The sequence below is a fragment of the Colwellia sp. KS18-150 genome, from assembly GCF_057551365.1.
This window is the reverse complement of record NZ_BAAJMC010000002.1, coordinates 1-24,014: the sequence shown is the minus strand read 5'-3', so window position 1 is coordinate 24,014 and position 24,014 is coordinate 1. Positions and strand designations below refer to the sequence as shown.

The following is a 24,014-nucleotide window of genomic DNA, read 5'->3' as shown; positions in this document are numbered from 1 at the left end:
TATATTTGAGAAAGAGAATAAGTTGAATAAATTTTTTACATTGTTTCAAGAAACAGGTTTGCGTTGGCTTTGGTTGACGTTAATTTGTTTAATAGTAGATCAAGTAACTAAACACATGGTAGCAGGATCATTTGATTTATATGAGTCTGTGAATGTTTTACCTATTTTTAATATTACTTATGTTCATAACCCGGGAGCAGCTTTTAGCTTCTTAGCTGATCAAGGTGGCTGGCAACGTTGGTTTTTTACCGCAATAGCGACTATCGCGAGTATTGTTTTTATCGTTTGGTTGGCGAAAACACCTAAATCGCAAACTCTCTTAAGTGTGGCTTTTGCTTTGATGTTAAGTGGCGCAATGGGTAACCTGATAGATAGAGCACTCTTTGGCTACGTAATTGATTTTATCGACTTTCATTGGTCTGGAAAACACTTTCCGGCGTTCAATGTTGCCGATTCAATGATTTTTATTGGTGCAGCGTTAATGATCTTAGAGTCATTTATATCACCAAGCACGCAAACAACAGAAGATACAAAATGACAATTGATAAAACAATACAAGCAGGCTCTAGCGTATTAGTACACATCACCATGAAGTTAAGTGATGGCTCAGCGGCCGATAGCACAAAAGTAAACAATAAACCTGCTAAAATTGTGATGGGTGATAAGAGTATTTCTGCCGCTTTTGAAGCTGAGTTATTAGGTATGGCGACTGGAGATAGTAAAGAGTTTACCCTTGAGGCTGTTGATGCTTTCGGTGAATCTAACCCTGATAATATTCATTACATGGATATTGATAAATTTTCAGCCGACGTACCAGCTAAAGTAGGTAACATTATTACTTTTTCACAGCCAGGTGGCGAGTTACCGGGGATGATTAAAGAAGTAAATGGTAGCTCAGTAACCATTGATTTTAATCACCCATTAGCGGGGCAAGCTGTTACTTTTATTATCGATTTAGTAGAAATACTGTAGGCGGGATTTTAATCACGCTCATATTAAAGCGAGTATCTCGCTGACAAAGAGAAACGTATGGAAATTATTTTAGCTAACCCTCGTGGTTTTTGTGCTGGTGTAGACAGAGCTATTAGCATTGTTGATAGAGCGTTAGATTTATTTGGCGCACCTATTTATGTTCGTCATGAAGTTGTACATAACAAATTTGTAGTCGATGGTCTTAAGACTCGTGGTGCAATTTTCGTTGAAGAATTAAATGAAGTACCCGATGACAGTACGGTAATTTTCAGTGCCCATGGCGTTTCTAAACTGGTTAGAAATGAAGCTAAAAAGCGTGATTTAAAAGTATTTGACGCCACTTGTCCACTCGTCACAAAAGTACATATGGAAGTTGCGCGTGTGAGTCGAAAGAATATCGAATGTGTACTTATCGGCCATGCAGGGCATCCTGAAGTAGAAGGTACTATGGGGCAATATGATAGCGAATCAGCTGGGATATACTTGGTAGAGTCTACCGATGATGTGATAAAGCTTGAAGTAAAAAATCCTGAAAAATTATATTTTTGTAGTCAAACAACACTGTCCGTTGATGATACCTCTGATGTTATTGATGCATTACAAAAGAAATTTCCAATGATCGAAGGACCGCGCAAAGATGATATTTGTTATGCCACACAAAATCGTCAAGATGCAGTGAGAGCCATCGCTAGTGAAGTCGACTTACTTTTAGTGGTTGGTGCAAAGAACAGTTCAAATTCAAATCGATTAAGAGAAGTATCAGAGAAAATTGGCACTAGGTCGTACCTTATCGATACTGCCGAAAATATTGAAACATCTTGGCTTGAAGGAGTTAAGAAAATTGGTGTTACTGCCGGGGCTTCAGCGCCTGCTATTTTAGTTAAGCAAGTGATCGAAGCATTAAAAAGCTTGGGAGGTCATGAAGTTGTCGAATATCCAGGCCGTGAAGAAAACATTGTGTTTGCAGTACCTGCTGAATTGCGCTAGTCTTAAAGTGTCTATAATTTAATCAATTCGACTTGTGAATGATGAGTCAGAATTAGTATTTGTGCAAGGAGGCATGAGTATAAATGATAGTCAGGAAATACAGTTTAAGTTAATTTGCTATTGGTATTGTGCTTAGATTTTAAAATAACTTAATATGGTAGCTGTACTATTGTACTATTGTACTATTGTAATTTAGTTCTCGTTAATTGTTCACGCAATTAAACATTAATTAAGTTGACGAATATTGTTACCTGTTTTGTTTTAAGTCTAACTATTGCCTTACTATAAATAGCTAATCGCGTACAGTTCAGATACAAGGATGAGTTTACGAACATTTTATGGACAGCAAAAAAGGTATGGGTTAATGCAGTTCACACGAGTGATTTTTAACACATATAGTTTTTTCAAAGGGTCTGATGCTAAGGCAAAATTGACTCCTGCTTTTATTACGGTCAAAAATAGTTTATTGTGTTCTCTTAGCATTAACGCTAAAGATATTTTTTCTACCCATGCCCCCCTAAAAATTTACTTATCTATTGAGTCAGCTACTCGCTTACTTAATAATTACTTAGCTTCACCTTTTTTATTGTTAATTAACAATTTAGTTGCAAAATTAAGCTTGGCAATAAACCATAATCCTAAAGTTCAAGGTTATTAATTAGTATGAAAAGAATAAATAATACTTCAAAAAAAGCACAAGGCATGACCTTTATCGAGGTTTTAATCGCTTTGGTGATCATGGTTACTGGAATTTTAGGTGCTGTTGCTATGCAGGCTACTGCCAAAAAAGGTAGTTTTGATGCTATGCAGCGTTCATTAGCATCGAGTTTAGCTCAAGATATCGTTGAGAAAATGCGCAGTAATAATCAAACAACTTTAGCGCTTTATGCTGCGAATAGTCCTTATGGAGCTGGTGTTATTGCAACCTCTCCTGCATGTAATTCAGATGCCGCATTTTGTACGCCAGCCGAAATGGTGACTCACGATTTATTTAGTTGGGAGCAATCAATTATGGGGGCTGGTGCAACAAACGATGGCAATAATGTCGGTGGTTTAACTAATGGTGTTGGCTGTATTTCGGTTAATGGTAATAGTGTTACTGTAGTCGTAACTTGGCAAGGTAAAGAAGAGTACACCGACGCGAATAGAGCCGCAGCTTGTGGTACTGCCGCTAATACACGTCGCCAAGTGGTTGTAAATGCATTTATATTATAAAGAGTTTTATAGGAAGTGAACTGGATTTTACGCCAATGAAAATGAAAAATACTATGTACAAAAATAAGAGTTTACGGGCAGTTACTGCTTATAAAAAGCAACAAGGTTTTAGTTTACTTGAAGTATTCATCGCTTTAGCTATTGGTTTAGTTATTTTTGCTGGAGTAATGAGTGTCTTTGTTGGTATGCGAACTACAACTAGTGAAACCTCTGGTTATGGCGAGCTACAAGAAAATGGTCGCTTTGCAATTAGTGTGCTGAGTGATGATTTATTAAGGCAAGATTTTTGGGGAGATTATACAGGCACTTTAGTCTCTGGTGAAAACCCTGTCCCAGCGGCTCCTGCTGGAGAATGTGTTGGTGATGGTATTAATAACGGCACTTTTCCTTTAGCAACAGGAAGATTTAGAACCTTGTGGGGACAAACCGTAGCTTCATCTACTATTATGTCAGGTTGTCGTGATGATGCAAAAATTGGCTCAGATATTTTACAGTTGAAAAGAGTTGTCTCGTTTAGTCTCGTGCAAAGAGATGGGACAGATACTCCAATTCTAGATGCAAATGATAACCAGATACCGATTGATGTGGCGCCCGCCGGTAACTATTATTTTGTTAGTAATACGAACAATGGGAGGTTTTTTGCTGCTGGTGCCGTCCCGGTAATAGATAATTCTCAAGTATGGGAATACCAACATCACATCTATTATGTCAGAGAAGAAACTCAAGGGGGAGTTACTGTACCTGTGTTAATGCAGGGACAATTAACAAATCAATTAAATTTCGCGCCAATTATTGACGGTATTGAAATGATCCGTTTTGAATACGGAATTGATGCCCAAACAGACACAACAGATCCCGGCTATGGAATTGTTGATGCTTATGTATCAGCAAATAATATGACTAATGCACTCTGGGATAATGCAACAAGCCGTATTATATCGGTAAAAATATACGTTTTAGCACGTGGCATTCAAGAAGATAGTAAATATGACAATACGAATACATATCAACTAGGTGACTTTGCATTTACACCTAATGATAATTTTCGTCGTTTATTATTTACTTCAACAGTAACATTATATAACGCTGGTATTGATGTATGGTAAGTATTAAGGAGTTTGAAATGACAAGAAAAATTAAACTATTAAGAAGTCGTGGATTCGGCGCAGTTCATCATCAACAAGGGGTGGTTCTGGTTGTTTCTTTAGTCTTTCTTATTGCATTAACGGCCGTTGCTGGTGCTTTGATGCAAAATACTACAAGCGATATGAAAATGTCAGGTGCGAGTGAAGAGAAAGTCATTGCTACCCAAGAAGCCATTAGTGCGGTTGATGAAATTATCTTTAACCAAGTTTCTGCTGGGGCTACTAATGAGTTTGCTGCAGCAGTTGTTACCTTTCAAGATGGCGCTAAAGATATAATCGCTGAAATTCCTGTTACCAACACAGATAATAAATTTGATTCAGCAACGTTAGATATTGCTAATAATCAATATATGAAAGAGCCTGACTGCCCCAATTCACGGTTAGGTTTTTCAAATGAGGAGTTTACTTGTAACGTGTTAAGAGTTCAGGTAAATCGAAAGTATGGCCGCAACGATACAAGTTCGGTAAACGTAAATTCAGGCATAGCACAAATACTTATACGCTAATAACCCCTTTTTAGGCTAAGTGTTATTAAAGTTTATTACTATAATTAAATGTGTAGATGTTTGTTTGGGGAACAACAATGAAAAAATATTTGCTCGCAGGATTATTACTCACTACCGCTAACTTTTCATTTAGTGAAGATATTGAGTTGTATATCAGTGAAAGTGTTAAAGAAGCTAAGGCAAGGCCACAAGTACTTATTATTTTTGACAACTCAGGTAGTATGAGTCGAGACGAAACTGTTAAAGCCTCGTATAACCCGCTAACAAATTATGATGCTGTGCCTGGTTATACTAAAATCGGTACAGAATATATTTATTACACTAGAGGAGAGGTGGAAATTAGCGATATACCTATTGCTGATGACACTAATGAACTGCGTAAATACCCTATTGACATTAGTAATTGTAAAGTTGCCCAAGATATTATCGATAAGTATGGTTTTTATACCGGACATGTTAGAGATTATCAATTTCAAGGAAATTCAGGGCGCTGGACAGAACTTGATGCTAATGACGGTAGTAATATTGTTATTACTGATTGTCAAGATGATGTGGATGCTGCTAACAACAATAATAAAAATTACTTAAGTGGTGGGGCGGCTGTTGGCTTACCTGCTGGTTACCCAATTGACGGTGAAGGTGATGCAGATACTCCAGTATTTTATACTGCTGATGCTGAAGATAGTAATGTTGAATGGTCTGGCTCTTTAGTTACCTTGTATAGTGATAACTATCTGCGTTGGTATCACAACCCTAATATTCCAACCGTTAGTAAAGATCGTATTGATATTGCACAAGAAAGTGTCACTAATTTAATAAACTCATCGCCTAATGTTGATTTTGGTTTACAAATTTTTAACCATAATCATAGTGGTGAAAATGTACGTGACGGCGGTCGAATTGTTTTCGGTATTAAAGAGTCTAATGTAGTTAACCGAGAAGCCATTTTAGACTTAGTAAATAACAGCCTTGATGCTGAGACAAATACCCCTTTATGTGAAACTTTATATGAAGCATCACGTTACTTTGCCGGTAAGAGTGTAGATTTCGGTGATAATGATAGTGATCGAAATAGTTATGTGGCGAATACTCCTCCGAGAGATACGAGTATAGAGTCGGCTGACAAAGTGTATATATCCCCTTTTAGCTCTTGTAGTGATAAAGCTTACGTTATTATCATAACTGATGGAGAGCCAACCAGAGACTTGGCGGCAAATGATTCAATCATTGCGATGCCTGAAGCAGATCAAGATGAAATGGGTGAGGAGTTTGACGGAAATTATTTAGCTGCTTTAGCAGAATGGATGAATAATAATGACCTTAATTCTGATATTGATGGCAAACAAACTGTTGCTACCTACACTATCGGTTTTAGTAGCGGTGCTGATGATGCCGAGCCGTTATTACAAAGGGCTGCTGACCTCGGTGGTGGAAAATACTTTAAAGCAACAGATACCGCTAGTTTAACGGCAGCTTTAACTAATGTATTAGCCAATTTAGAGCCCAGTAACGACAGTTTAACTTCTGCATCTGTTGCAGCAAATAACTTTGACAGAACAGAAACATTGGATGCTGTTTACTATGGTATGTTTCAGCCTGATAGAGGCCCAAGATGGCAAGGGAACCTAAAAAAATACAAAGTAGTTAGTGGTGAACAACAAGGTAAAAATGGTAACCCTGCCATTAACTCTGACTCAGGTCATTTCTCAGATGAAGTGACAAGTTTTTGGTCGAGTCAAGAGGATGGTGATCAAGTATCTGAAGGTGGCGTAGCTGATATGTTACGTAAAAAGACCAACAGAGTTATTTATAGTGATATTGGAAATAACGGTGCTCTTGCTTTATTAAATGAAGATGCTTTAGATGGTAATGAACAGGCCTTTGCTGATTTGGTTGGTATTGATGTTGATGATGCCCTTGAATACTTTAATTGGAATTTAGGTATTGATGTTGATGATGAGGATGAGGACGGAGAACGTGATGATATGCGTTACGATGTTTTTGGTGACCCGTTACACTCAAAACCATTAGTGGTTAATTATGGTGATCAAATACAAATCGTTATAGGTACTAACTCTGGTGCCTTACATATGTTTAAAGATTCAGGTGAGACGGTAGATGAAACCTGGGCAATTATGCCAAAAGAATTTTTTTCTAATATTAAAAAGCTCCGTGATAATTATTCAACCGATGATAAAGTTTATGGTATCGATGGTAGTATCACTTCATATATAGATGATAAAGATGGCAATGGTGAAATTGAAACAGGTGATAAAGTTTGGATATTTTTTGGTTTACGTCGAGGGGGCACATCGTATTACGCAGTAGATATTAGTAACCCTAACGCGCCAAGCTTAATGTGGCATATTGATGCATCAATGGATGATTTCTCAGCAATGGGACAATCATGGTCTCAGCCTAAGGTGGCTTATTCTAAATTAAATATTGTTGACGGCGCCGCGAAGCCGGTACTGTTCTTTGGTGGTGGTTACGATATTTCTAAGGATAACGCAGGTATAGGCGGAGAGGATAATGTTGGTAAAGCTGTTTATATGGTTGATGCTGAAACAGGGGCATTATTATGGTCTCTAGAGCCTGAAAATGGTACTACAACTTTCTCAGGTACTGACAGCATTCCTTCTAGAATAGCTACCCTAGATAGTGACTCAGATGGGTTAGTCGATAGATTGTATACTGGTGATACTGGTGGTAATGTCTGGCGGGTTGATATGCCTGGAGATAGCCCTAATGGAGAAACACCTTGGACGGTCTTTAAACTTGCAAGTCTTGGTGGTGATACCAATCCAACAGATAGGCGCTTTTTTAGTGAGCCAGACATTGTGAGAACTTTTATTACCGAAACCTTGGAAGAGCAAATTACTGTTGATGGTGAGACCTCAAACGTGATAGTACATCAAGAAATCCCCTATGAGGCTGTATTGTTAGGTAGTGGAGACAGATCTAATCCTTTAGGGGAAGACACTGATGATATGTTTTTTATGATCAAGGATAAAAATATTGTTACTAGATCATTTGATGGCAGTGAAGAAGGGCCAATACCTAGCGCAGTCATCCTCAGTAATTTATATAACTTTACAAATGATCCTTTTGGGAATGTAAGCCCTGAAGGCCTTCAAGCTCTATCAGTTGCCGTTAGTGAAAAATCCGGTTGGTATTATAGTTTAACGCAAGAAGGCGAAAAAAGTACTTCAAAAAGTATAACCATAAATAATGTCGTGTATTTCACTACATTTACACCACCAACGTTAGATAATAATGTTGAAGGTTGTGAGTTACCTAATGGGCAAGGTTGGTTGTATGGTGTTGATCTAGCCCAAGGGACATACAAGTTTAACTGGACAGTTGAAGATGGCGCTCGTGCAGATAATATTATTCCTATAGGTGAGCAATTTTCAGGCTCCCCAACACTTATTGTAATTCCTCATGATGATGGTGATGCCAATACTGAAGATGATGCAGTTGGTAATTTAATTGTTGGCAGAAGAATGATCAATATTGGTTTTAATATGGATGCTATGCGTACTTATTTGTATGTAACAGAGGATAATCAATAATGTGTAATATGAATTTTGTTAATAAACAAAATCAGCAAAGGAAACAAAAAGGCTTTAGTTTGATAGAGCTATTAATCGCAGTCGCCATTGTCGGTATTTTAGCTGGGATTGCTTACCCTTCTTATACTGACTTTGTTACTCGTTCTAACCGTAGTGAAGGGCAAAGAGAGTTATTACGTTTGGCTAATATTGAAGAGCAAGGTTTTATTGATTTTCGTTCATATACTGATGATATGACAGATTTAGGGATGGCTAATGATCCTTATATCACAGAATCAGGAAACTACAGTATTGATGCTGCGTTAACGGATGGCGGTCAGGGCTTTGTACTAACAGCTACAGCTCAGCTGTCGCAAGTGAGTGATTCAGGCTGTACATCACTTACCTTAAATCACACAGGTGTGAAAACACCTGCTGCTTGTTGGGAGAAATAATATGAACAGGGTAATACAAGTAACTTCCTTATTATTTACACTGATAGTTAGTGTACATAGTGTGGCAAATAGCTCAGCTAGTACAAAAAAGGTGCCTTTAGCGGATGAAAAAAGTGTTAATGCTAAGTGTTTTGTACAACTAGTCGGTGGCGGAGAAACTATTAGCTTATGGTTAGTAAAACCTTCTCTTTTGAAAAGCTTAAGACAAACTATTGTCGGCCAAGAAATTGTTGTGATAGAGACGCAGAAAGAAGCTAATATTTATCGAGCTAAGGAATGTGTTTTAGAAGAAGATGATTTTAGAGATGCTAGAGCACGCACTATGGATAAAGAGTTACCCAGATAAGTAGTTGATTTTTGCGCTTAACAGGTGAAGTCCTCTAAGCGCAAAATTATATCAATTTAAATACAGACTATATCGTTACCGTTTCTATCTTCATCTTTACCGTCATCGTCAATATCTGTACTCAGATAACTTCTGCCTGACAAAGCAAGTGTTACGCCTCTAGATTCATCATCCTCTCCTTGAGGGCAAAAGCTAAATGTTCCACTAGCAGTGTTTAATTGTCCTGAAGGAGTATAAACAACACTAGCATTAGCAAATTGCATTCTATCGCCTGTATTTATCGCACTTTTAACTTTAACTAAGGTATCTGTTAAAGCATCAGCGGTGACTATATATTGATTATTTTCAAAAGTGTTACTGCCATTAGTAAAAACACTTATTTCATCACCCCAGTTAGCGGTACATACACCATTATCCAGCGGACAAACCGTGGTATTTTTACCGGTATTAATCGCCATGTTTCTTGCGGTTAATAATAAACGCTGTAGTTCAGTTATTTCATTATCAACGCGCATTTTTACCATGAAATTATTTAAGCTTGGTAACGCAATTGCAGTGATAATACCAACAACGGCAATAGCTACTAATAACTCAAGTAAAGTAAATCCTTGGTTTTTTTTTGATTTTGAAGTGCTTGGAGAAGCAATGAAATGTTTGTTTCCTTGAATACAACCCATAATATGACCCATAAAATACTACTTGGACTTTACCCTTTATAGCATTTTATCTTTGAACTCGCTAGTGCTGCATTTTTAAACAGTTAATGATGGGGCTTTCAATTACAAGTGATTTTTTTATAGCTTCTATTTTCTTCAATACCATCATTATTAATATCTCTAGATTGATACAATCTACCAGAGCGTGCGACTACTATTCCCCTTGCTCTATGCTTTAAAATTTTAGGACAATATTTAAAAGTACCGTTAGCTAAGCCGCTAAGGTGTCCTGTCGGCTTAAAAGTGATTTTATCCCTACCTTGGCCATATACTAAAGTATCATCTGAAAATATGGCTTCTTTAATACTGATAATTTGTTCATTTATATTCGCATCAAATTGTTTATTATTATTACTATCAATAAAGACACTTAATTCATTTTGCCATTGGGTAGTACATTGAGAATTGTCATCTAAGGGGCATAAAATAGCTTTACTGCCAGAGTTAATCGCGCTATTTCTTGTTAGTAATAATATGCGATGTAATTGTGAAATCTCATTATCAACACGCATCTGCACAATGAAATCACTATAGTTTGGAATAGCGATAGCTGCGAGGATTGAAGTAACTGAAATTGAAACCATCAATTCAATGAGTGTAAAGGCAGTAATTTTAGCCTTATTGAAAGGTGCTCTAATTTTATTAACGAATAAGTGAGTACGCATAAAAATCCATTTTATTTTAACGTCCGTGTAAATTAGGTATAGTTAAAAAAAATGGATTTTTCTATGAAATAATTAGATTTATGATCAGCGCTAATCGTAAATAGTAGGGATTGGTTGGCGTTTATGTTGAGTTTTCAAATATATATTAATGATATGTGTACTTATGTCTTGAGTAACAGGTTTACCCTCTAGAAAGTCATCAAGTTGATCATAAGTAATACCTAAAGCGTCTTCGTCAGTTTTGCCTGGTTCTAAATCCTCTAAATCAGCTGTTGGCGCTTTCTCAACTAAAATGGCTGGAGCACCTAATGATTTGGCTAACTTTCTAACTTGGCGTTTGGACAAACCGAAGAGGGGGGCTAAATCACAAGCACCGTCACCCCATTTAGTGAAAAAGCCAGTTATGTTTTCAGCACTATGATCTGTACCTATCACTAATCCTCCTAAAATACCGGCAATATGATATTGAGATACCATACGAGTTCGGGCTTTAACATTTCCTTTTGAAAAATCTATCTGCGCATCAGAAGCGGATAATAAATCGGCATTAGAAAGTGCATCAATAACTTCATTATGAATACCGTTAGCTCCAGCTAAGATATTGGTAGTGACACAATGACTAGGCTGAATAAAGTTTAAAGCTTGTTGGGCATCTTCTTCATCAGCTTGTATGCCAAATGGTAAACGAACGGCAATAAATTGATATTTATCTGAAGAGGTTTCATTTAATTCATCAATAGCAAGCTGTGCAAGACGACCACAAGTTGAAGAATCAATGCCACCACTAATCCCTAAAACTAAATTGCGTAACTTAGATTGAATTAAAGTTTGTTTGATAAAATCAATACGACGCCTTATTTCAAATTGAATATCAATGTTGGGTAAAACTTTCATTTCATCAATGATTGCTTGCGGATCCATAAAGCTTCCTACGGTGAAAATATTATTAAAGCCTTAGTTTAACAAAATAAAAGCCTTGTTGGATATTGATAATTACCGTTAAACAGGCTGTAATAAAGTTAATTACAGCTTAATGAGATAAATGCGATGAAAAAAATAGAAGCAATCATCAAACCTTTCAAAATGGATGATGTTCGAGAAGCATTAGGGGAAATTGGCATTACTGGGATGACAGTTTCAGAAGTCAAAGGTTTCGGTAGGCAAAAAGGACATACTGAGCTATATCGTGGTGCTGAGTATATGGTGGATTTTTTACCTAAAGTGAAAATAGAAATTGTTGTGGCTAAAGATACTGTTGAGCGTTGCGTCGCTGCTATTCTTGAGTCAGCTCAAACGGGGAAAATAGGTGATGGTAAAATTTTTATTACCGATGTCGAGCGAGTAATTCGAATTCGTACCTCAGAAGAAAACCAAGAAGCAATATAGCGATTAAATGTAGCGAGTTACCTAGTTTATAACTCGCTATACTATAGGTTTTGTTAGTAAATTAATTAACTAATGAGTTGTTAGGATAATTTGCTGCAAGTACTTGTAAGGCATTTTTCTTCAAATCAGTTAGGCCTAATACTTCATAACACTCAATCATTATCTCTAGTGCAGGCTCAACTTCTGGGCTCGGTGAAAAATACTCAACTACATAACGCCCTCTGTTTGCGGCAGAAGCATAGGCTTCACGTTTAAGGTAAAATTTAGCAACGGATATCTCATACTGTGCTAAACGAGATTTAATTGCGATCATGCGCTTACGTGCATCTGCAGCATATTTGCTGTCAGGAAAGTCAGTGACTATGCGTTTGAAATCATTAAAAGCATCACGAGAAGCGGTTGGATCTCTATCAGAGCGATCTATACCCGCCATGTCCTGAAATAGATTTTCTTCAGTAGATAAATTAATTAACGCTCGCATGTAATAAACATAATCCACATTAGGGTTATTAGGATTTAAACGTAAAAACCTATCTGTTAAAGCGATACCTTGAGCGGAATCACCTACTTTGTAATATGCGTATATTAAATCTAGCTGTACTTGATGTGAAATAGGCCCAAAAGGGAAACGAGAATCTATAGCACTCAATATTTGTATGGCTTTTTGGTATAAACCATTATCAAGTGAAGCTCTTGCATCCACAAATAAGGCTTGAGCTGATTTATCAGGAACCTTATCAAGATCTTCGTCTGAAGAAGAGCAACCCGCTAACATGAATACTAGCGCTGTGAATAATATTTTTATTGTTAATTTTTCCATAGAATCTGCAGTTAAACCTATATATACGATATTTGAAATTAAATAAGTATGAAAGCCCCTAATAAAAAGGGTAAAATGAACTCATATACTTGTTGTAACAAAGATGAACACCATCATTTGCTATCACAAAGACGATAGGCATTCTAACCTAGCACTTTCGCTAGTACAATGACTTGCCAATGTTAAAAAATTGAAAGAGAGTTTAATGGCTGAAATTATTCAACATAAAGATACTGTTCCTGAATCATGTTTAGGTAAACGCTTAGACCAAACAATTGCGCAAATGTTTCCTGATTATTCACGTTCTCGACTAAAAGAGTGGATTTTAGCAGGCAGTGTAACTGTTAACGGAGAGGTATTAACCCGCGCGCGTGAGAAAATGTACGGAGGTGAAATAATTACTATTAATGCCGAAGTAGAGTCAGAGCAACGATTTGAAGCACAAAATATTGAGCTAAACATTGTATACGAAGATGATGACATTTTAGTGATTAACAAACCTGCGGGCTTGGTGGTACATCCCGGTGCAGGAAACCCTGATGGCACAGTGTTAAATGCTTTGCTACATCATTGTCCAGATTTAGATGTAGTACCACGAGCAGGAATTGTACATCGTCTGGATAAGGACACTACTGGTTTGATGGTGGTAGCAAAAACGATTGCTGCACAAACGAATCTTGTAGAAGCATTACAACTTAGGGAAATTACCCGTGAATACGAAGCGGTTGCTAATGGATTAATGACTGCAGGCGGTGTTGTTGACGAGCCTATTGGCAGACATCCAACCAAACGTACGCATATGGCCGTGACTTTTTCAGGTAGACCTTCTGTAACTCACTACCGCGTATTAGAAAAATTTCGCTTACATACGCGTTTACGTTTACGTCTTGAAACGGGGCGAACTCATCAAATCAGAGTACATATGGCACATGTTACTCATCCATTAGTGGGAGACCCTGTTTATGGTGGCCGACCTAGACCTCCTAAAAATGCAACGCCTGAGCTATTAACAAAGTTACGCAGCTTTAAGAGACAAGCATTACATGCAGCAATGTTGTCTTTATATCATCCTATTTCAGGTGAGTTGATGACTTGGCATGCAGAGTTACCAGAAGACTTTGTTGAGTTGATTGAAGTCTTACAGCAAGATACTAAACTTAATGCTGAAGAAGAGTATTAAGCCAATTCTTCAAAATAAAAAGGTAGCAAATTCAGCTATTGAGTTTGTTACTTTTTCGCTATCTGATAGCTTATCACCACAGCCAAACGAAATTGAAAGTAAGGTATTAGCTATTCAAACAAATCGCTTTTCACCTTTTCTTAATGATCGCAAAGAACATTCTCCGTACAATGCTTTTAATTTAGGCTTTCATGTTGGCGACCAACCAGAAAACGTGGCGAAAAACCGCCAGTTTTTGCAAAGCTTACTTCCCACTAATACTCAAATTCAATGGCTAGAGCAAGTTCATGGCAGTGATGTCGTAACAGTTGACCAGTTATCCCTAAAACCATTAATAGCTGATGCGGCTATAACCTACAAAAAGAATATTTGTTTAGCGGTGATGACAGCAGACTGCCTACCTATTTTATTATCATCAAGTGATGGCAAAGAAGTAGCCGCCATTCACGGTGGTTGGCGACCTTTAGCTTCGAATATAATCACTAACACTATTATTGAAATGAAGAGCAACGCTGAAGATATTTACGCATGGCTAGGGCCATGCATTGGTAATAATGCCTTTGAAGTAGGCAAGGACGTTTTTGATACATTTAGCAATCAAAATCCTGTATTTTCTAAAGCTTTTAAACAACAATCGGAAAATAAATATTTAGCAGATCTACATGAAATTGCTAAAATTCAACTTACTCAAATGGGCGTTACTCATATAGTTAGTTCGCCTGAATGCACTTTTAATAATGTTGAAAAATATTACTCGTATCGAAAAGAAAATAAAACAGGGCGCATGGTTAGTTTAATTTGTATGAATACTTGATGTAACACCAAGCATTTTATTATTGTAAATCAAACTAGTATTCATCTTCCTATTGAAAAATCATTAAGTCGTCCTAATCTAATAGTTAACAAATTCATAAGACCAGTAACATGGCAGGAGACTATATATGCGTTTAGACCGTTTTACCCAATCTTTTCAAGAATCTATTGCTGATGCGCAATCGCTAGCATTAGGTCGTGATCATCAATTTATCGAGCCAATACATTTGATGTTGGCGCTATTAAATCAAAATGGAAATTCTATTATTCCATTACTTAAAAGTGCAGGCATCGATGTTCAGACTTTGCGACTTAAAATTGAGCAAGCTTTAGAGTCATTAGCACAAATAAATGACCATGATGGTGATGTGCAATTATCTTCTGCTTCTGGAAAATTATTAAACTTATGTGACAAGCATGCTCAAAAAATGTCAGATAAATACATTTCTTCAGAAATGTTCTTATTAGCTTCAATTGAAGACAAAGGCGAGTTAGGCAGAATTATCACTTCACTTGGTGCCAATCAAGCACGTATTAAAGCCGCTATAAAACACATTAGAGGTGGCCAGAAAGTTGAAGAACAAAATGCTGAAGATGTTCGACAAGCATTGCAAAAATTTACCGTTGATTTAACAGAGCGTGCTGAACAAGGCAAGCTTGATCCCGTCATTGGTCGTGACGATGAAATTCGTCGTACTTTACAAGTATTACAGCGACGTACTAAAAACAATCCGGTTTTAATAGGTCAACCGGGCGTTGGTAAAACTGCGATAGTAGAAGGGCTGGCACAGAGAATTGTTGATCATGAAGTCCCTGAAGGCTTGAAAAATAAGCGTGTATTGTCTTTAGATATGGGAGCTCTGGTTGCTGGTGCAAAATATCGTGGTGAATTTGAAGAGCGTCTAAAAGCGGTACTGAATGAGCTTGCCAAAGAAGAAGGGCAAGTGATTTTATTTATCGACGAACTACACACTATGGTTGGTGCTGGTAAAACGGATGGGGCTATGGATGCTGGAAACATGTTAAAACCAGCCCTAGCCAGAGGAGATCTTCATTGTGTTGGGGCAACTACATTAGACGAATATCGTCAATATATTGAAAAAGATGCGGCGTTAGAGCGTCGTTTTCAAAAAGTACTCGTTGATGAGCCCAGTGTTGAAGATACCGTGGCCATATTACGGGGCTTAAAAGAGCGTTATGAGTTACATCACTCTGTCAATATAACCGATCCTGCTATCGTAGCGGCTGCTAACTTATCTCATCGTTACATTAGTGACAGGCAATTACCTGATAAAGCGATTGATTTAATCGATGAGGCCGCTTCAAGCATTCGTTTGCAAATGGACTCTAAGCCAGAAGATTTAGATCGATTAGAGCGTCGCCTTATTCAATTAAAGCTTGAACAAAAAGCGCTTGAAAAAGACTCTGATGACGCTTCTAAAAAGCGATTAGCGGAGATTTCAGAAAAAATAAACGAAAAGCAAAAGCAATATGATGAACTAGATGAAGTTTGGACAACTGAAAAAGCAGCTTTATATGGTACACAAACGATAAAAGAAGAACTAGAGCAAGCGCGGATTGATCTTGAAGCAGCACGTCGAAGTGGTGATTTAAATCGCATGTCTGAATTACAATATGGCAGGTTACCAGAGCTTGAAAAGCAATTAGATCTTGCTAGCCAAGCCGAAATGCAAGAAATGAGTTTGCTGGCTAACAAGGTAACCGATGTTGAAATAGCTGATGTATTAAGTCGTGCTACCGGCATACCTGTTGCAAAAATGCTAGAGCAAGAACGCGACAAATTATTGAATATGGAAAATGAGCTTCATCAACGAGTCATAGGGCAATCAGAAGCAGTAACTTCAGTATCTAATGCAATTAGACGCTCAAGAGCAGGATTAGCGGATCCAAATCAACCTATTGGCTCTTTCTTATTTTTAGGGCCTACCGGGGTAGGTAAAACGGAGCTGACGAAAGCTTTAGCATACTTTCTTTTTGACAGTGAAGATTCACTCATCCGTATAGATATGTCTGAATTTATGGAAAAGCACTCTGTTGCTCGTCTAGTTGGTGCTCCCCCTGGTTATGTTGGCTATGAAGAGGGAGGGTATTTAACCGAAGCTGTGCGCCGGAAACCTTATTCTGTTATTTTATTGGATGAAGTAGAAAAAGCTCATAGTGATGTTTTTAATATTTTACTACAAGTGCTTGATGATGGCCGCCTAACTGATGGCCAAGGACGAACGGTAGACTTTAAGAATACGGTTATTATTATGACGTCGAACATTGGCTCTGACATTATTCAAGAGTTTAGTGACGATAGCCAATATCAACAAATGAAAACACAAGTGATGAGGGAGGTTTCCCACCAATTTAAGCCTGAGTTTATCAATCGTATTGATGAATCAGTAGTGTTTCATCCATTAGCTGAGCAACAAATAGAAAAAATTGCAAAGATACAAATACAAGAGTTGTCGGCACGTTTAGCTGAGCAAGAGTTAGAGTTGAAAGTTAGTCAACAAGCGTTAACTTTGATTGCACAAGCGGGTTTTGACCCAGTTTTTGGAGCCCGCCCTTTAAAACGTGCGATACAGCAAGGCCTTGAAAATCCATTAGCGCAAAAGCTACTCGCGGGAGAGTATCGAGCAGGCACTTGTATTAATATTGATATCGAAAACGATAGTTTAGTTTTTCAGTAAAATAAAAGGCCGTCAATATATTCATATTGACGGCCTTTATTAATACGTTACTTGGAATTTATTCTTGATCGCAGTATAGATCTATATGTTTCTGACTAAGCTCAAGTTGGTCTTCTTTCTCTTCATCGGTTAATACTCTATTTTTTCCATCATCGCCAGTTGTCATCACCTGATTAAAAGAATTCAACATTTTTATATTCAGTTGAGCTGCTTTGCAATTACTGGCAGTAATTTCTTTATTTTTGGCTTTTATTTCTGCCTGAGCCTTCTCATGTTCAGTAATTTGCTCTTTCACTGAAGGTAAGGCACTTGGCTGCTGAGTTTGCTGCTGAGATTTAGTTTCGTATGAGGCAAAAGTAGTTAACTGTGAATATTTATCATCTTTTGGCTGGTGTTGACTAAAATGGACAACATTATTCTCATCCACCCAACGGTAAATAGAAATGTTTTTGGCTATGACATTCGAGCTAAAAATCACAGCTGCCAATACAAGTATGGAAGCTGAATGGCGAATATTCATAATATTTCCTTTATTGCAAGTTAATGACTTAAGTATAAGAGCACTATACCTATAAATTCAACTTATGGTAAATTACCCATATATTCAATTAGTTTTTACTCTTTATGACAAATAAGTTATGACAAATAAACAAAATTTAGATAACTCGAACACCAAAGGAATTTACTTACTTCCCAATTTATTAACTACGGCAGGGCTATTCTCTGGCTTTTATGCCGTTGTTTCTTCAATGAATGGACATTTTGAAAGTGCAGCTATAGCTATTTTTATCGCGATGATCTTCGATGGCTTAGATGGTCGTGTTGCGAGAATGACTAATACCCAAAGTGAGTTTGGCGCAGAATATGACTCAATGGCGGATATGGTTTCTTTTGGTATCGCCCCTGGCATTATTGCTTATAACTGGGCTCTTTCAGATTTAGGGAAATTTGGTTGGTTAGCCGCTTTTGTATTTGTTGCTGCTGCCGCTCTACGATTAGCGCGTTTTAATACCCAAGTAGGGGTTGCTGATAAGCGTTATTTTCAAGGTTTAGCCAGCCCTGCAGCGGCAGGAGTTATTGCAAGTACTATTTGGGTGGGCAGTGAGTATCAGTTAAATGGTCATGATTATGGATTTATTATGGGCATTACTACCATTATTAGTGGCTTATTAATGGTGAGTAATTTTAGGTATAACAGCTTTAAAGAAGTCGATTGGAAAGGTAAAGTTAACTTTATTGCCGTATTACTTATCGTACTTGTTTTCGTTATTGTTGCATCTAGCCCTGCTGAATTATTAATGGGGGTTTTTGTACTTTATGCTTGCTCAGGGCCTGTAACTACTTTTAGATCGGTAAAAGAAATCAAGCTAGAGCATGTTGTTGGTGATAATAAGAATGATGCTGATTTTACAAAACATGATAATGAATAGCTTTATCAGCAACTTGCTCAATCAAAAATGATGTGGTTGATGAGTGTCATGTTTTTTTACACATATATATAAGTATGTTAATTAAATGTGCACCTTGTATGTTTTTTTTGTTAACTGTATGGTTTTTAATGTAAAAATAATCTAGGAACAATTATTGCTTTATCTTGTTGTCGCAATATATTTTGCAGTTTAATATTAATAACAAATAGAATAGGAAGTAACATGTTGAATAAATTAGTTTTACGCGTTGTTTTAGCACTTTCATTAGCTGTTTCTGGAGCAGCTAATTCCGCTTTGATCACACAAGACATCATTTCTGATTTAGATGGTGTAATTGGTTCAATTACAATAAATACGGTTCCTTCAGAGGAATTTGGATTTTTAAATACCGTTTATTCTTTTGAAGAATTTAGTCTTCTTGGTTGGGACATGGAAGATCCTGATCCAATTGATAATGAATTTGGAGATCAATTTTTTGCTGAATTTGATCCTATGGACTTATATGCAGGTATTCAATATTTATCATTTGATTTAAATGATGACTTTATCTTTTATCCTTGGGCTTATAATGGCGTAATAGAAGCCGGTTTTGATGATGGCGAAGTTGCTGTATTTGATCCTAATGTAGATCCTGCAGGTTTTGTTGCATATTTTGATGATGTATACTTTGGAGAAGCCTCGGTTATTCCTGAGCCAAGTGCTTTAGTATTATTACTAACTGGTTTGGTTGCTTTTGCTGCTCGTCGTAAAGTAAGTAAATAATTTATTTAGAGATACTTTTGAAAAAGGCTTTACATAGGTAAAGTCTTTTTTTTCATTTTACAAGCCACAAGCCACAAGCCACAAGCCACAAGCCACAAGCCACAAGCCACAAGCCACAAGCCACAAGCCACAAGCCACAAGCCACAAGCCACAAGCCACAAGCCACAAGCCACAAGCCACAAGCTTAGATTGAGGCGGATTGAGCTAGTTAATTAGCAATACCTGCTAAATAATCCCACAACGCGATATTTTTGTATCTAGTCGTTAGCCTTTGGTCTGTAATAACTTGAAACTGACATTAACTAATTAATCTTTGAAAGTCATCTTCAATAACTATTAACGAATAGCACTAATCTTTGCTTCTAATAAAGTATAGTCACTCACACAACTTCCTAAAAGCTTAGACTTTTCAATTGCTCTGTAGATTTACTGAACATGAAGTTGTTGTAACCATTAAGAGAAGCATTTATAAGAGAGGGTTGAGTAGATTATGAAAATAAAAAGCCACCCTAAGGTGGCTTTTAAAAGCTTTAGTCAATTAGCTAAGCTAATTGACTAAATAACTTATTAAGGGTTAACTAATTCCAGTACTGTAGTACCTTCTTTCTCACCTTCATCGTTGTAATAGCTAATGCCACCCATATAAACCATTCCAGGTAATAAGCCACTTGTAGAAATTGAGGTGTAGTTGTAACGACCTTCTATAGCTCGACGACTTGATCTGATTCGAGTAGTACTTTCCGCTTGATCTGCAATCCAGCCCATCATAGTGTAATTAGTTGTTGCTTCACCAGCTAATGACCAGCCATGAACAAACGTGATATATAAATCGCCTGCACCACCGTTAGCGGCTGGCTCAGGGTCAGTTAAGATCACATCTTCGTTTGAACCACCATTAAATGATTGACCAACTAATGAACAACTCCAACCTTCACAGCGGTAAACATATAAGTCTAAATCTGCATTTTCAGCATCAACTAAGCCATCACGTAAGCTAAAACGAGCGACTTTAGTACCTTCTGGAATTAAGAATCCATGGAAGCCTAATCCATCTTCATTAAACGCATAGTCAGAGTCAGGATCTTGAGCTACTTCACCTGGGGCTCCAAATGGGGCAACTAAACCAGCATAATCCATTGACGTAGAGCCAGAATAAAGCATTTCAACAGGGAAGCTATAGCGACCACGACTCATTTCACCAGAAACAGAAGGTGGCACTACTATTTTAACGGTAGGAATAGCTTTGATAGCTAGAGGAATACGCACTACATGGCCTGCAGCATCACTCCAAGTAATAGCACCAAACTGCCATGTGTTCACTTCAACAGCTTCATTTTGTGTAAAGGTTACACCAAATCCTGCACTGCCATTAGCTTCAACATCTAAAGTAGCAACTGGTGTTTCATCGCCATTGCTATCGAAGGTAGCAATTGAAACATCAAATCCCATTGGAGCTTCAATAGTTGCAGTATATTCAGACGCTTGATTTGTTGCGTTTGATACCGTTCTGAAAATAGTTTCAGGTGTTAGTAATTCAGCAATTGCAATTGAAGCTATATTCAATTGGCTACCGTCTTCGCTATGACCTAAAGCTTCTAACTCAGCACAAGAAGTACCACGAGCTTCAACAAAAGCATCTTCGTCTTGACCACACATGAAAGCTAAGTAATCACCGATATTAGCATCAAATAATAAACCAGGATCCATAGCTGATACTGGGTCGATATGACCTGCACCAAAATCGTATGGATCAGCAGGAGTGCTACCATCTTCTTTAGTCAGGTTTTGACGAGCAGTAGTCATCATAGCTGATTTTATTTGAGCCGGAGTCCAATTGCTATTTGATTCTTTAAATAATGCTGCCATACCCGCGATATGTGGGCTAGACATTGAAGTACCTTGTAAATATTTAAAGGTCTCTCCTTGAGTTCCAAACATTGGAGCAGAAGTTGTTGCTGCTAAAATCTTAACACCAGGAGCGGTTATATCAGGCTTGATAATGTCATAAGTGTTTAAGTTAGGTCCACGTGAAGAGAAAGAAGCAATTGTATTGCCTACTTCTTCAGCTTCGCCCGAAACAGCATGATCTGTAAATGTAACAGAAGTCATAGCATCTGCAATACTTGCCGATAATGCTTGACCATCATCAAATGAAACCATTGAACCAGGAATTGTTGCTGGATCTCCGCCCATTGAAAATGGTGTAGTACCATCATAAGTATAGACAATTACGCCAATAGCACCTTCACTTTGTGCATTATTAAATTTTTCTGTAAATGCACAAGAGCCACGAGCAATTAATGCGATTTTACCGGCTAACTCTGCCCCATTTGTCAATGGATCTTCATTACATGCTTCTAGTGGCTGAGCAAGAACTAACTCACCAGATAAGCCATTTGCTGCAGGTGCAATATCTGCAGGAATAGACATTAATGAACTACCAGCAATATCCTCAGAGCCGCTATCAACACTTAATGCTTTACCAATAAGTACTGAAGTACCATTATAAGTAGAAGCTGCAACACTAGTCACCCATGGTGCTGGTGTGCCAACAGTTTCTGCATCTGGTCCGCTATTACCAGCAGATACAGCTACAAATACACCTGCTTCGGCAGCAGTTAACATAGCAGCTGTAGAAGGAATGGTTAAATCGTCTCTACTACCACCAATTGAGTAATTAATAACATCGACACCATCAACAACAGCTGCATCAATTGCAGCCATGGTATCACCATAGAAACAACCGGCTTCATCGCCACCTTCAGGATTAACATAATCACTATTCCAACATGCTTTATAGGCAGCAATACGAGCGCGAGGCGCCATACCAGAAACAATGCCCGCTGGAGCACCGGATAGAACAGCATTAACGGCTTCATTACCACCAGCAGTACTAGCGGTATGACTACCATGGCCATCAGCATCACGTGGAGAGTCAAATTCACCTAGTTCATACTGAACATCGTATACACTTTCAAAGCTTGATTTGAAATAACGAGCACCAATAAGCTTGTTATTACATTCGAATGTTTCATCAGTACCTGTATCACATGCACCTTGCCATCCAAGTTCACTAGGATCTGAATAAGAGTTATTATCAGCAAAACTAGGGTTTTCAGGCCAGATACCAGTATCAACGATACCTATGATTACGCCTTCACCTTTAATATTCATAGTGTGCTGACCACCAGGGCCAGTTAAACCTAGGAACTCAGGTGTATTAGATGTATTTATTATTTCAAGTCTATCTTCCCAAACACCTACAACATCAGGGTGAGATTCAAGTTGTGCTTTTTGTTTGGCATCTAATTTGGCGGTAAAGCCGTTATATGTATGCTTGAATGAGTGAAGAATATTGATTGAACCAATACTACCGGCTACTTGCTCTTGTTTGTTTTCAAGTGCTTTAGCATAAGCAGCCATTGCTGGAGTGGAAGCATTATAACGGTTGCCTGTATTAGCAACTAGTTGATTAGATGGTAATAATTCACCTAATGTTTGTGCATGCTCAATAGCGGTTTGACCTTTAAGTTGAACGATATAGTTAGCTGAATTATGTTTGGGTTGTACAGCACTACCTGAATTTTTTAGTTTACTGCGGTCTATTGATATTTCATTGGCAATAACGCTAGATGTAGCTGATGCTGTTACTGCTAATGTAATGAGACTCCCTAATATGGATCTTTTTAGTTGCATTTTTTTCTCCGATTATTGTTATTTCATCACTAATTTGGTTTTATATTTAAGTTTTATAAATATTTCACAAAATAGCGAGACGAAATAAATAAGCAAAATTAGTGCCTTTTGTTACGTAAATGTAATAATGCTGTTAATAGTAGGTGTTGCAAGGCAGGGGCTAATTAATAAAGAGTAAACTTTGTACGTAAATGTAATATTATTGTAAAAAATATTTACAACTTGAAACATACGTATGAATTTTATAAAAACAAAGACTGTACTTAATTCTATAAAGATATACCTTATTCAATTTATATTCGTTTTTGGTTTGTTTCCAAAGAAAAATTTGGATATTGTTCATATTATAAGGTTAACTACAGCTGTAAAAATATCTGACAATTGATATTTATCCTCATTATATGACCTTTCCATAAGCTATTCTTAATCGAATCGACTCAATATTAAACGATTTGGTCGTTTGTTGTTCGAACAAGTTATTTCTTGAAAATAAAGCTTGCGTGAATTTAAAAGATCTCTACAATGCGCAACCAGTTCCAAGGGGTTCAAGCAAAAAGCTTAATCAACTGGCTGTTTTGATAAGTTATCTCGTTTGATGTAAACCAAATAAGCTAACTTAACGTTTTAAAATGAAGTTTTCAGATTGTCTAAAATAATTTGAATTAAA

Annotated in this window: 21 protein-coding genes; 15 read left to right on the top strand and 6 right to left on the bottom strand. The window is 37.3% G+C overall.

Annotated features, from left to right (window positions below; all coding sequences use genetic code 11):
• The first annotated feature begins 22 nt into the window (after positions 1–22).
• From lspA to AC27IF_RS03455, 9 genes are all read left to right on the top strand, one after another.
• Positions 23–538, top strand: a complete 516-nt coding sequence (lspA, locus tag AC27IF_RS03495) for a signal peptidase II (RefSeq protein WP_487052271.1) — start codon at positions 23–25, stop codon at positions 536–538.
• Positions 535–972, top strand: coding sequence for an FKBP-type peptidyl-prolyl cis-trans isomerase (fkpB, locus tag AC27IF_RS03490; RefSeq protein WP_487052269.1), 438 nt, complete (start codon positions 535–537; stop codon positions 970–972). Before lspA ends, fkpB begins: the two co-directional genes overlap by 4 nt.
• Before the next feature lie 57 nt (positions 973–1,029).
• The gene (ispH, locus tag AC27IF_RS03485) at positions 1,030–1,959 is read left to right on the top strand and encodes a 4-hydroxy-3-methylbut-2-enyl diphosphate reductase (protein WP_487052267.1); all 930 of its coding nucleotides are present in this window, start codon (positions 1,030–1,032) and stop codon (positions 1,957–1,959) included.
• Positions 1,960–2,622: 663 nt separating this feature from the next.
• Positions 2,623–3,174, top strand: coding sequence for a type IV pilus modification protein PilV (gene pilV / locus AC27IF_RS03480; RefSeq protein ID WP_487052265.1), 552 nt, complete (start codon positions 2,623–2,625; stop codon positions 3,172–3,174).
• Positions 3,175–3,227: 53 nt separating this feature from the next.
• Entirely contained in the window at positions 3,228–4,280 is a 1,053-nt protein-coding gene (locus AC27IF_RS03475) for a PilW family protein (RefSeq protein WP_487052263.1), read from the top strand.
• A gap of 17 nt (positions 4,281–4,297) precedes the next feature.
• A complete protein-coding gene (locus AC27IF_RS03470; RefSeq protein WP_487052261.1) occupies positions 4,298–4,825 on the top strand; it encodes a PilX N-terminal domain-containing pilus assembly protein in 528 nt (175 codons plus the stop codon).
• A 77-nt stretch (positions 4,826–4,902) separates the two neighbouring features.
• Positions 4,903–8,400: a pilus assembly protein gene (locus tag AC27IF_RS03465; RefSeq protein ID WP_487052259.1), complete on the top strand. Its 3,498-nt coding sequence runs from the start codon at positions 4,903–4,905 to the stop codon at positions 8,398–8,400.
• The gene (locus AC27IF_RS03460; RefSeq protein ID WP_487052257.1) at positions 8,400–8,834 is read left to right on the top strand and encodes a type IV pilin protein; all 435 of its coding nucleotides are present in this window, start codon (positions 8,400–8,402) and stop codon (positions 8,832–8,834) included. Before AC27IF_RS03465 ends, AC27IF_RS03460 begins: the two co-directional genes overlap by 1 nt.
• Before the next feature lies 1 nt (position 8,835).
• Complete coding sequence (locus AC27IF_RS03455; protein ID WP_487052255.1) at positions 8,836–9,180, top strand: TapY2 family type IVa secretion system protein; 345 nt, start codon at positions 8,836–8,838, stop codon at positions 9,178–9,180.
• A gap of 56 nt (positions 9,181–9,236) precedes the next feature.
• Here AC27IF_RS03455 and AC27IF_RS03450 read toward each other — a convergent pair whose 3' ends face one another.
• From AC27IF_RS03450 to nadE, 3 genes are all read right to left on the bottom strand, one after another.
• On the bottom strand, positions 9,237–9,869 hold the full coding sequence (locus AC27IF_RS03450; RefSeq protein WP_487052254.1) for a GspH/FimT family pseudopilin: 633 nt from the start codon (positions 9,867–9,869) through the stop codon (positions 9,237–9,239).
• 86 nt (positions 9,870–9,955) lie between these two features.
• On the bottom strand, positions 9,956–10,561 hold the full coding sequence (locus AC27IF_RS03445) for a GspH/FimT family pseudopilin (protein ID WP_487052252.1): 606 nt from the start codon (positions 10,559–10,561) through the stop codon (positions 9,956–9,958).
• A 90-nt stretch (positions 10,562–10,651) separates the two neighbouring features.
• Complete coding sequence (gene nadE, locus AC27IF_RS03440) at positions 10,652–11,482, bottom strand: ammonia-dependent NAD(+) synthetase (RefSeq protein WP_487052250.1); 831 nt, start codon at positions 11,480–11,482, stop codon at positions 10,652–10,654.
• Between the two features lie 126 nt (positions 11,483–11,608).
• Here nadE and glnB point away from each other — a divergent pair, with 126 nt between their 5' ends.
• Entirely contained in the window at positions 11,609–11,947 is a 339-nt protein-coding gene (gene glnB, locus AC27IF_RS03435) for a nitrogen regulatory protein P-II (RefSeq protein WP_487052248.1), read from the top strand.
• Positions 11,948–12,008: 61 nt separating this feature from the next.
• Here glnB and AC27IF_RS03430 read toward each other — a convergent pair whose 3' ends face one another.
• Positions 12,009–12,767, bottom strand: a complete 759-nt coding sequence (locus AC27IF_RS03430) for an outer membrane protein assembly factor BamD (RefSeq protein ID WP_487052246.1) — start codon at positions 12,765–12,767, stop codon at positions 12,009–12,011.
• A 205-nt stretch (positions 12,768–12,972) separates the two neighbouring features.
• Between AC27IF_RS03430 and rluD the strand changes: the two genes are divergently transcribed.
• The 3 genes from rluD to clpB all read left to right on the top strand — a co-directional run bounded on the left by rluD (position 12,973) and on the right by clpB (position 17,459).
• On the top strand, positions 12,973–13,947 hold the full coding sequence (gene rluD, locus AC27IF_RS03425) for a 23S rRNA pseudouridine(1911/1915/1917) synthase RluD (protein ID WP_487052244.1): 975 nt from the start codon (positions 12,973–12,975) through the stop codon (positions 13,945–13,947).
• The gene (gene pgeF, locus AC27IF_RS03420; protein ID WP_487052242.1) at positions 13,928–14,761 is read left to right on the top strand and encodes a peptidoglycan editing factor PgeF; all 834 of its coding nucleotides are present in this window, start codon (positions 13,928–13,930) and stop codon (positions 14,759–14,761) included. The genes rluD and pgeF overlap by 20 nt, the downstream gene beginning before the upstream one ends.
• Before the next feature lie 127 nt (positions 14,762–14,888).
• The gene (gene clpB, locus AC27IF_RS03415) at positions 14,889–17,459 is read left to right on the top strand and encodes an ATP-dependent chaperone ClpB (protein ID WP_487052240.1); all 2,571 of its coding nucleotides are present in this window, start codon (positions 14,889–14,891) and stop codon (positions 17,457–17,459) included.
• Between the two features lie 58 nt (positions 17,460–17,517).
• On the opposite strand, the gene AC27IF_RS03410 is transcribed toward clpB, so the two are convergent.
• On the bottom strand, positions 17,518–17,979 hold the full coding sequence (locus AC27IF_RS03410; protein ID WP_487052238.1) for a DUF4124 domain-containing protein: 462 nt from the start codon (positions 17,977–17,979) through the stop codon (positions 17,518–17,520).
• 118 nt (positions 17,980–18,097) lie between these two features.
• Here AC27IF_RS03410 and pssA point away from each other — a divergent pair, with 118 nt between their 5' ends.
• Together pssA and AC27IF_RS03400 are read left to right on the top strand one after the other, a co-directional pair.
• On the top strand, positions 18,098–18,889 hold the full coding sequence (pssA, locus tag AC27IF_RS03405; RefSeq protein WP_487052236.1) for a CDP-diacylglycerol--serine O-phosphatidyltransferase: 792 nt from the start codon (positions 18,098–18,100) through the stop codon (positions 18,887–18,889).
• Positions 18,890–19,111: 222 nt separating this feature from the next.
• A complete protein-coding gene (locus tag AC27IF_RS03400; protein ID WP_487052234.1) occupies positions 19,112–19,651 on the top strand; it encodes a PEP-CTERM sorting domain-containing protein in 540 nt (179 codons plus the stop codon).
• A 567-nt stretch (positions 19,652–20,218) separates the two neighbouring features.
• Here the strand turns inward: AC27IF_RS03400 and AC27IF_RS03395 are convergent.
• On the bottom strand, positions 20,219–23,347 hold the full coding sequence (locus AC27IF_RS03395; RefSeq protein ID WP_487052232.1) for a S8 family serine peptidase: 3,129 nt from the start codon (positions 23,345–23,347) through the stop codon (positions 20,219–20,221).
• Positions 23,348–24,014 lie beyond the last annotated feature (667 nt).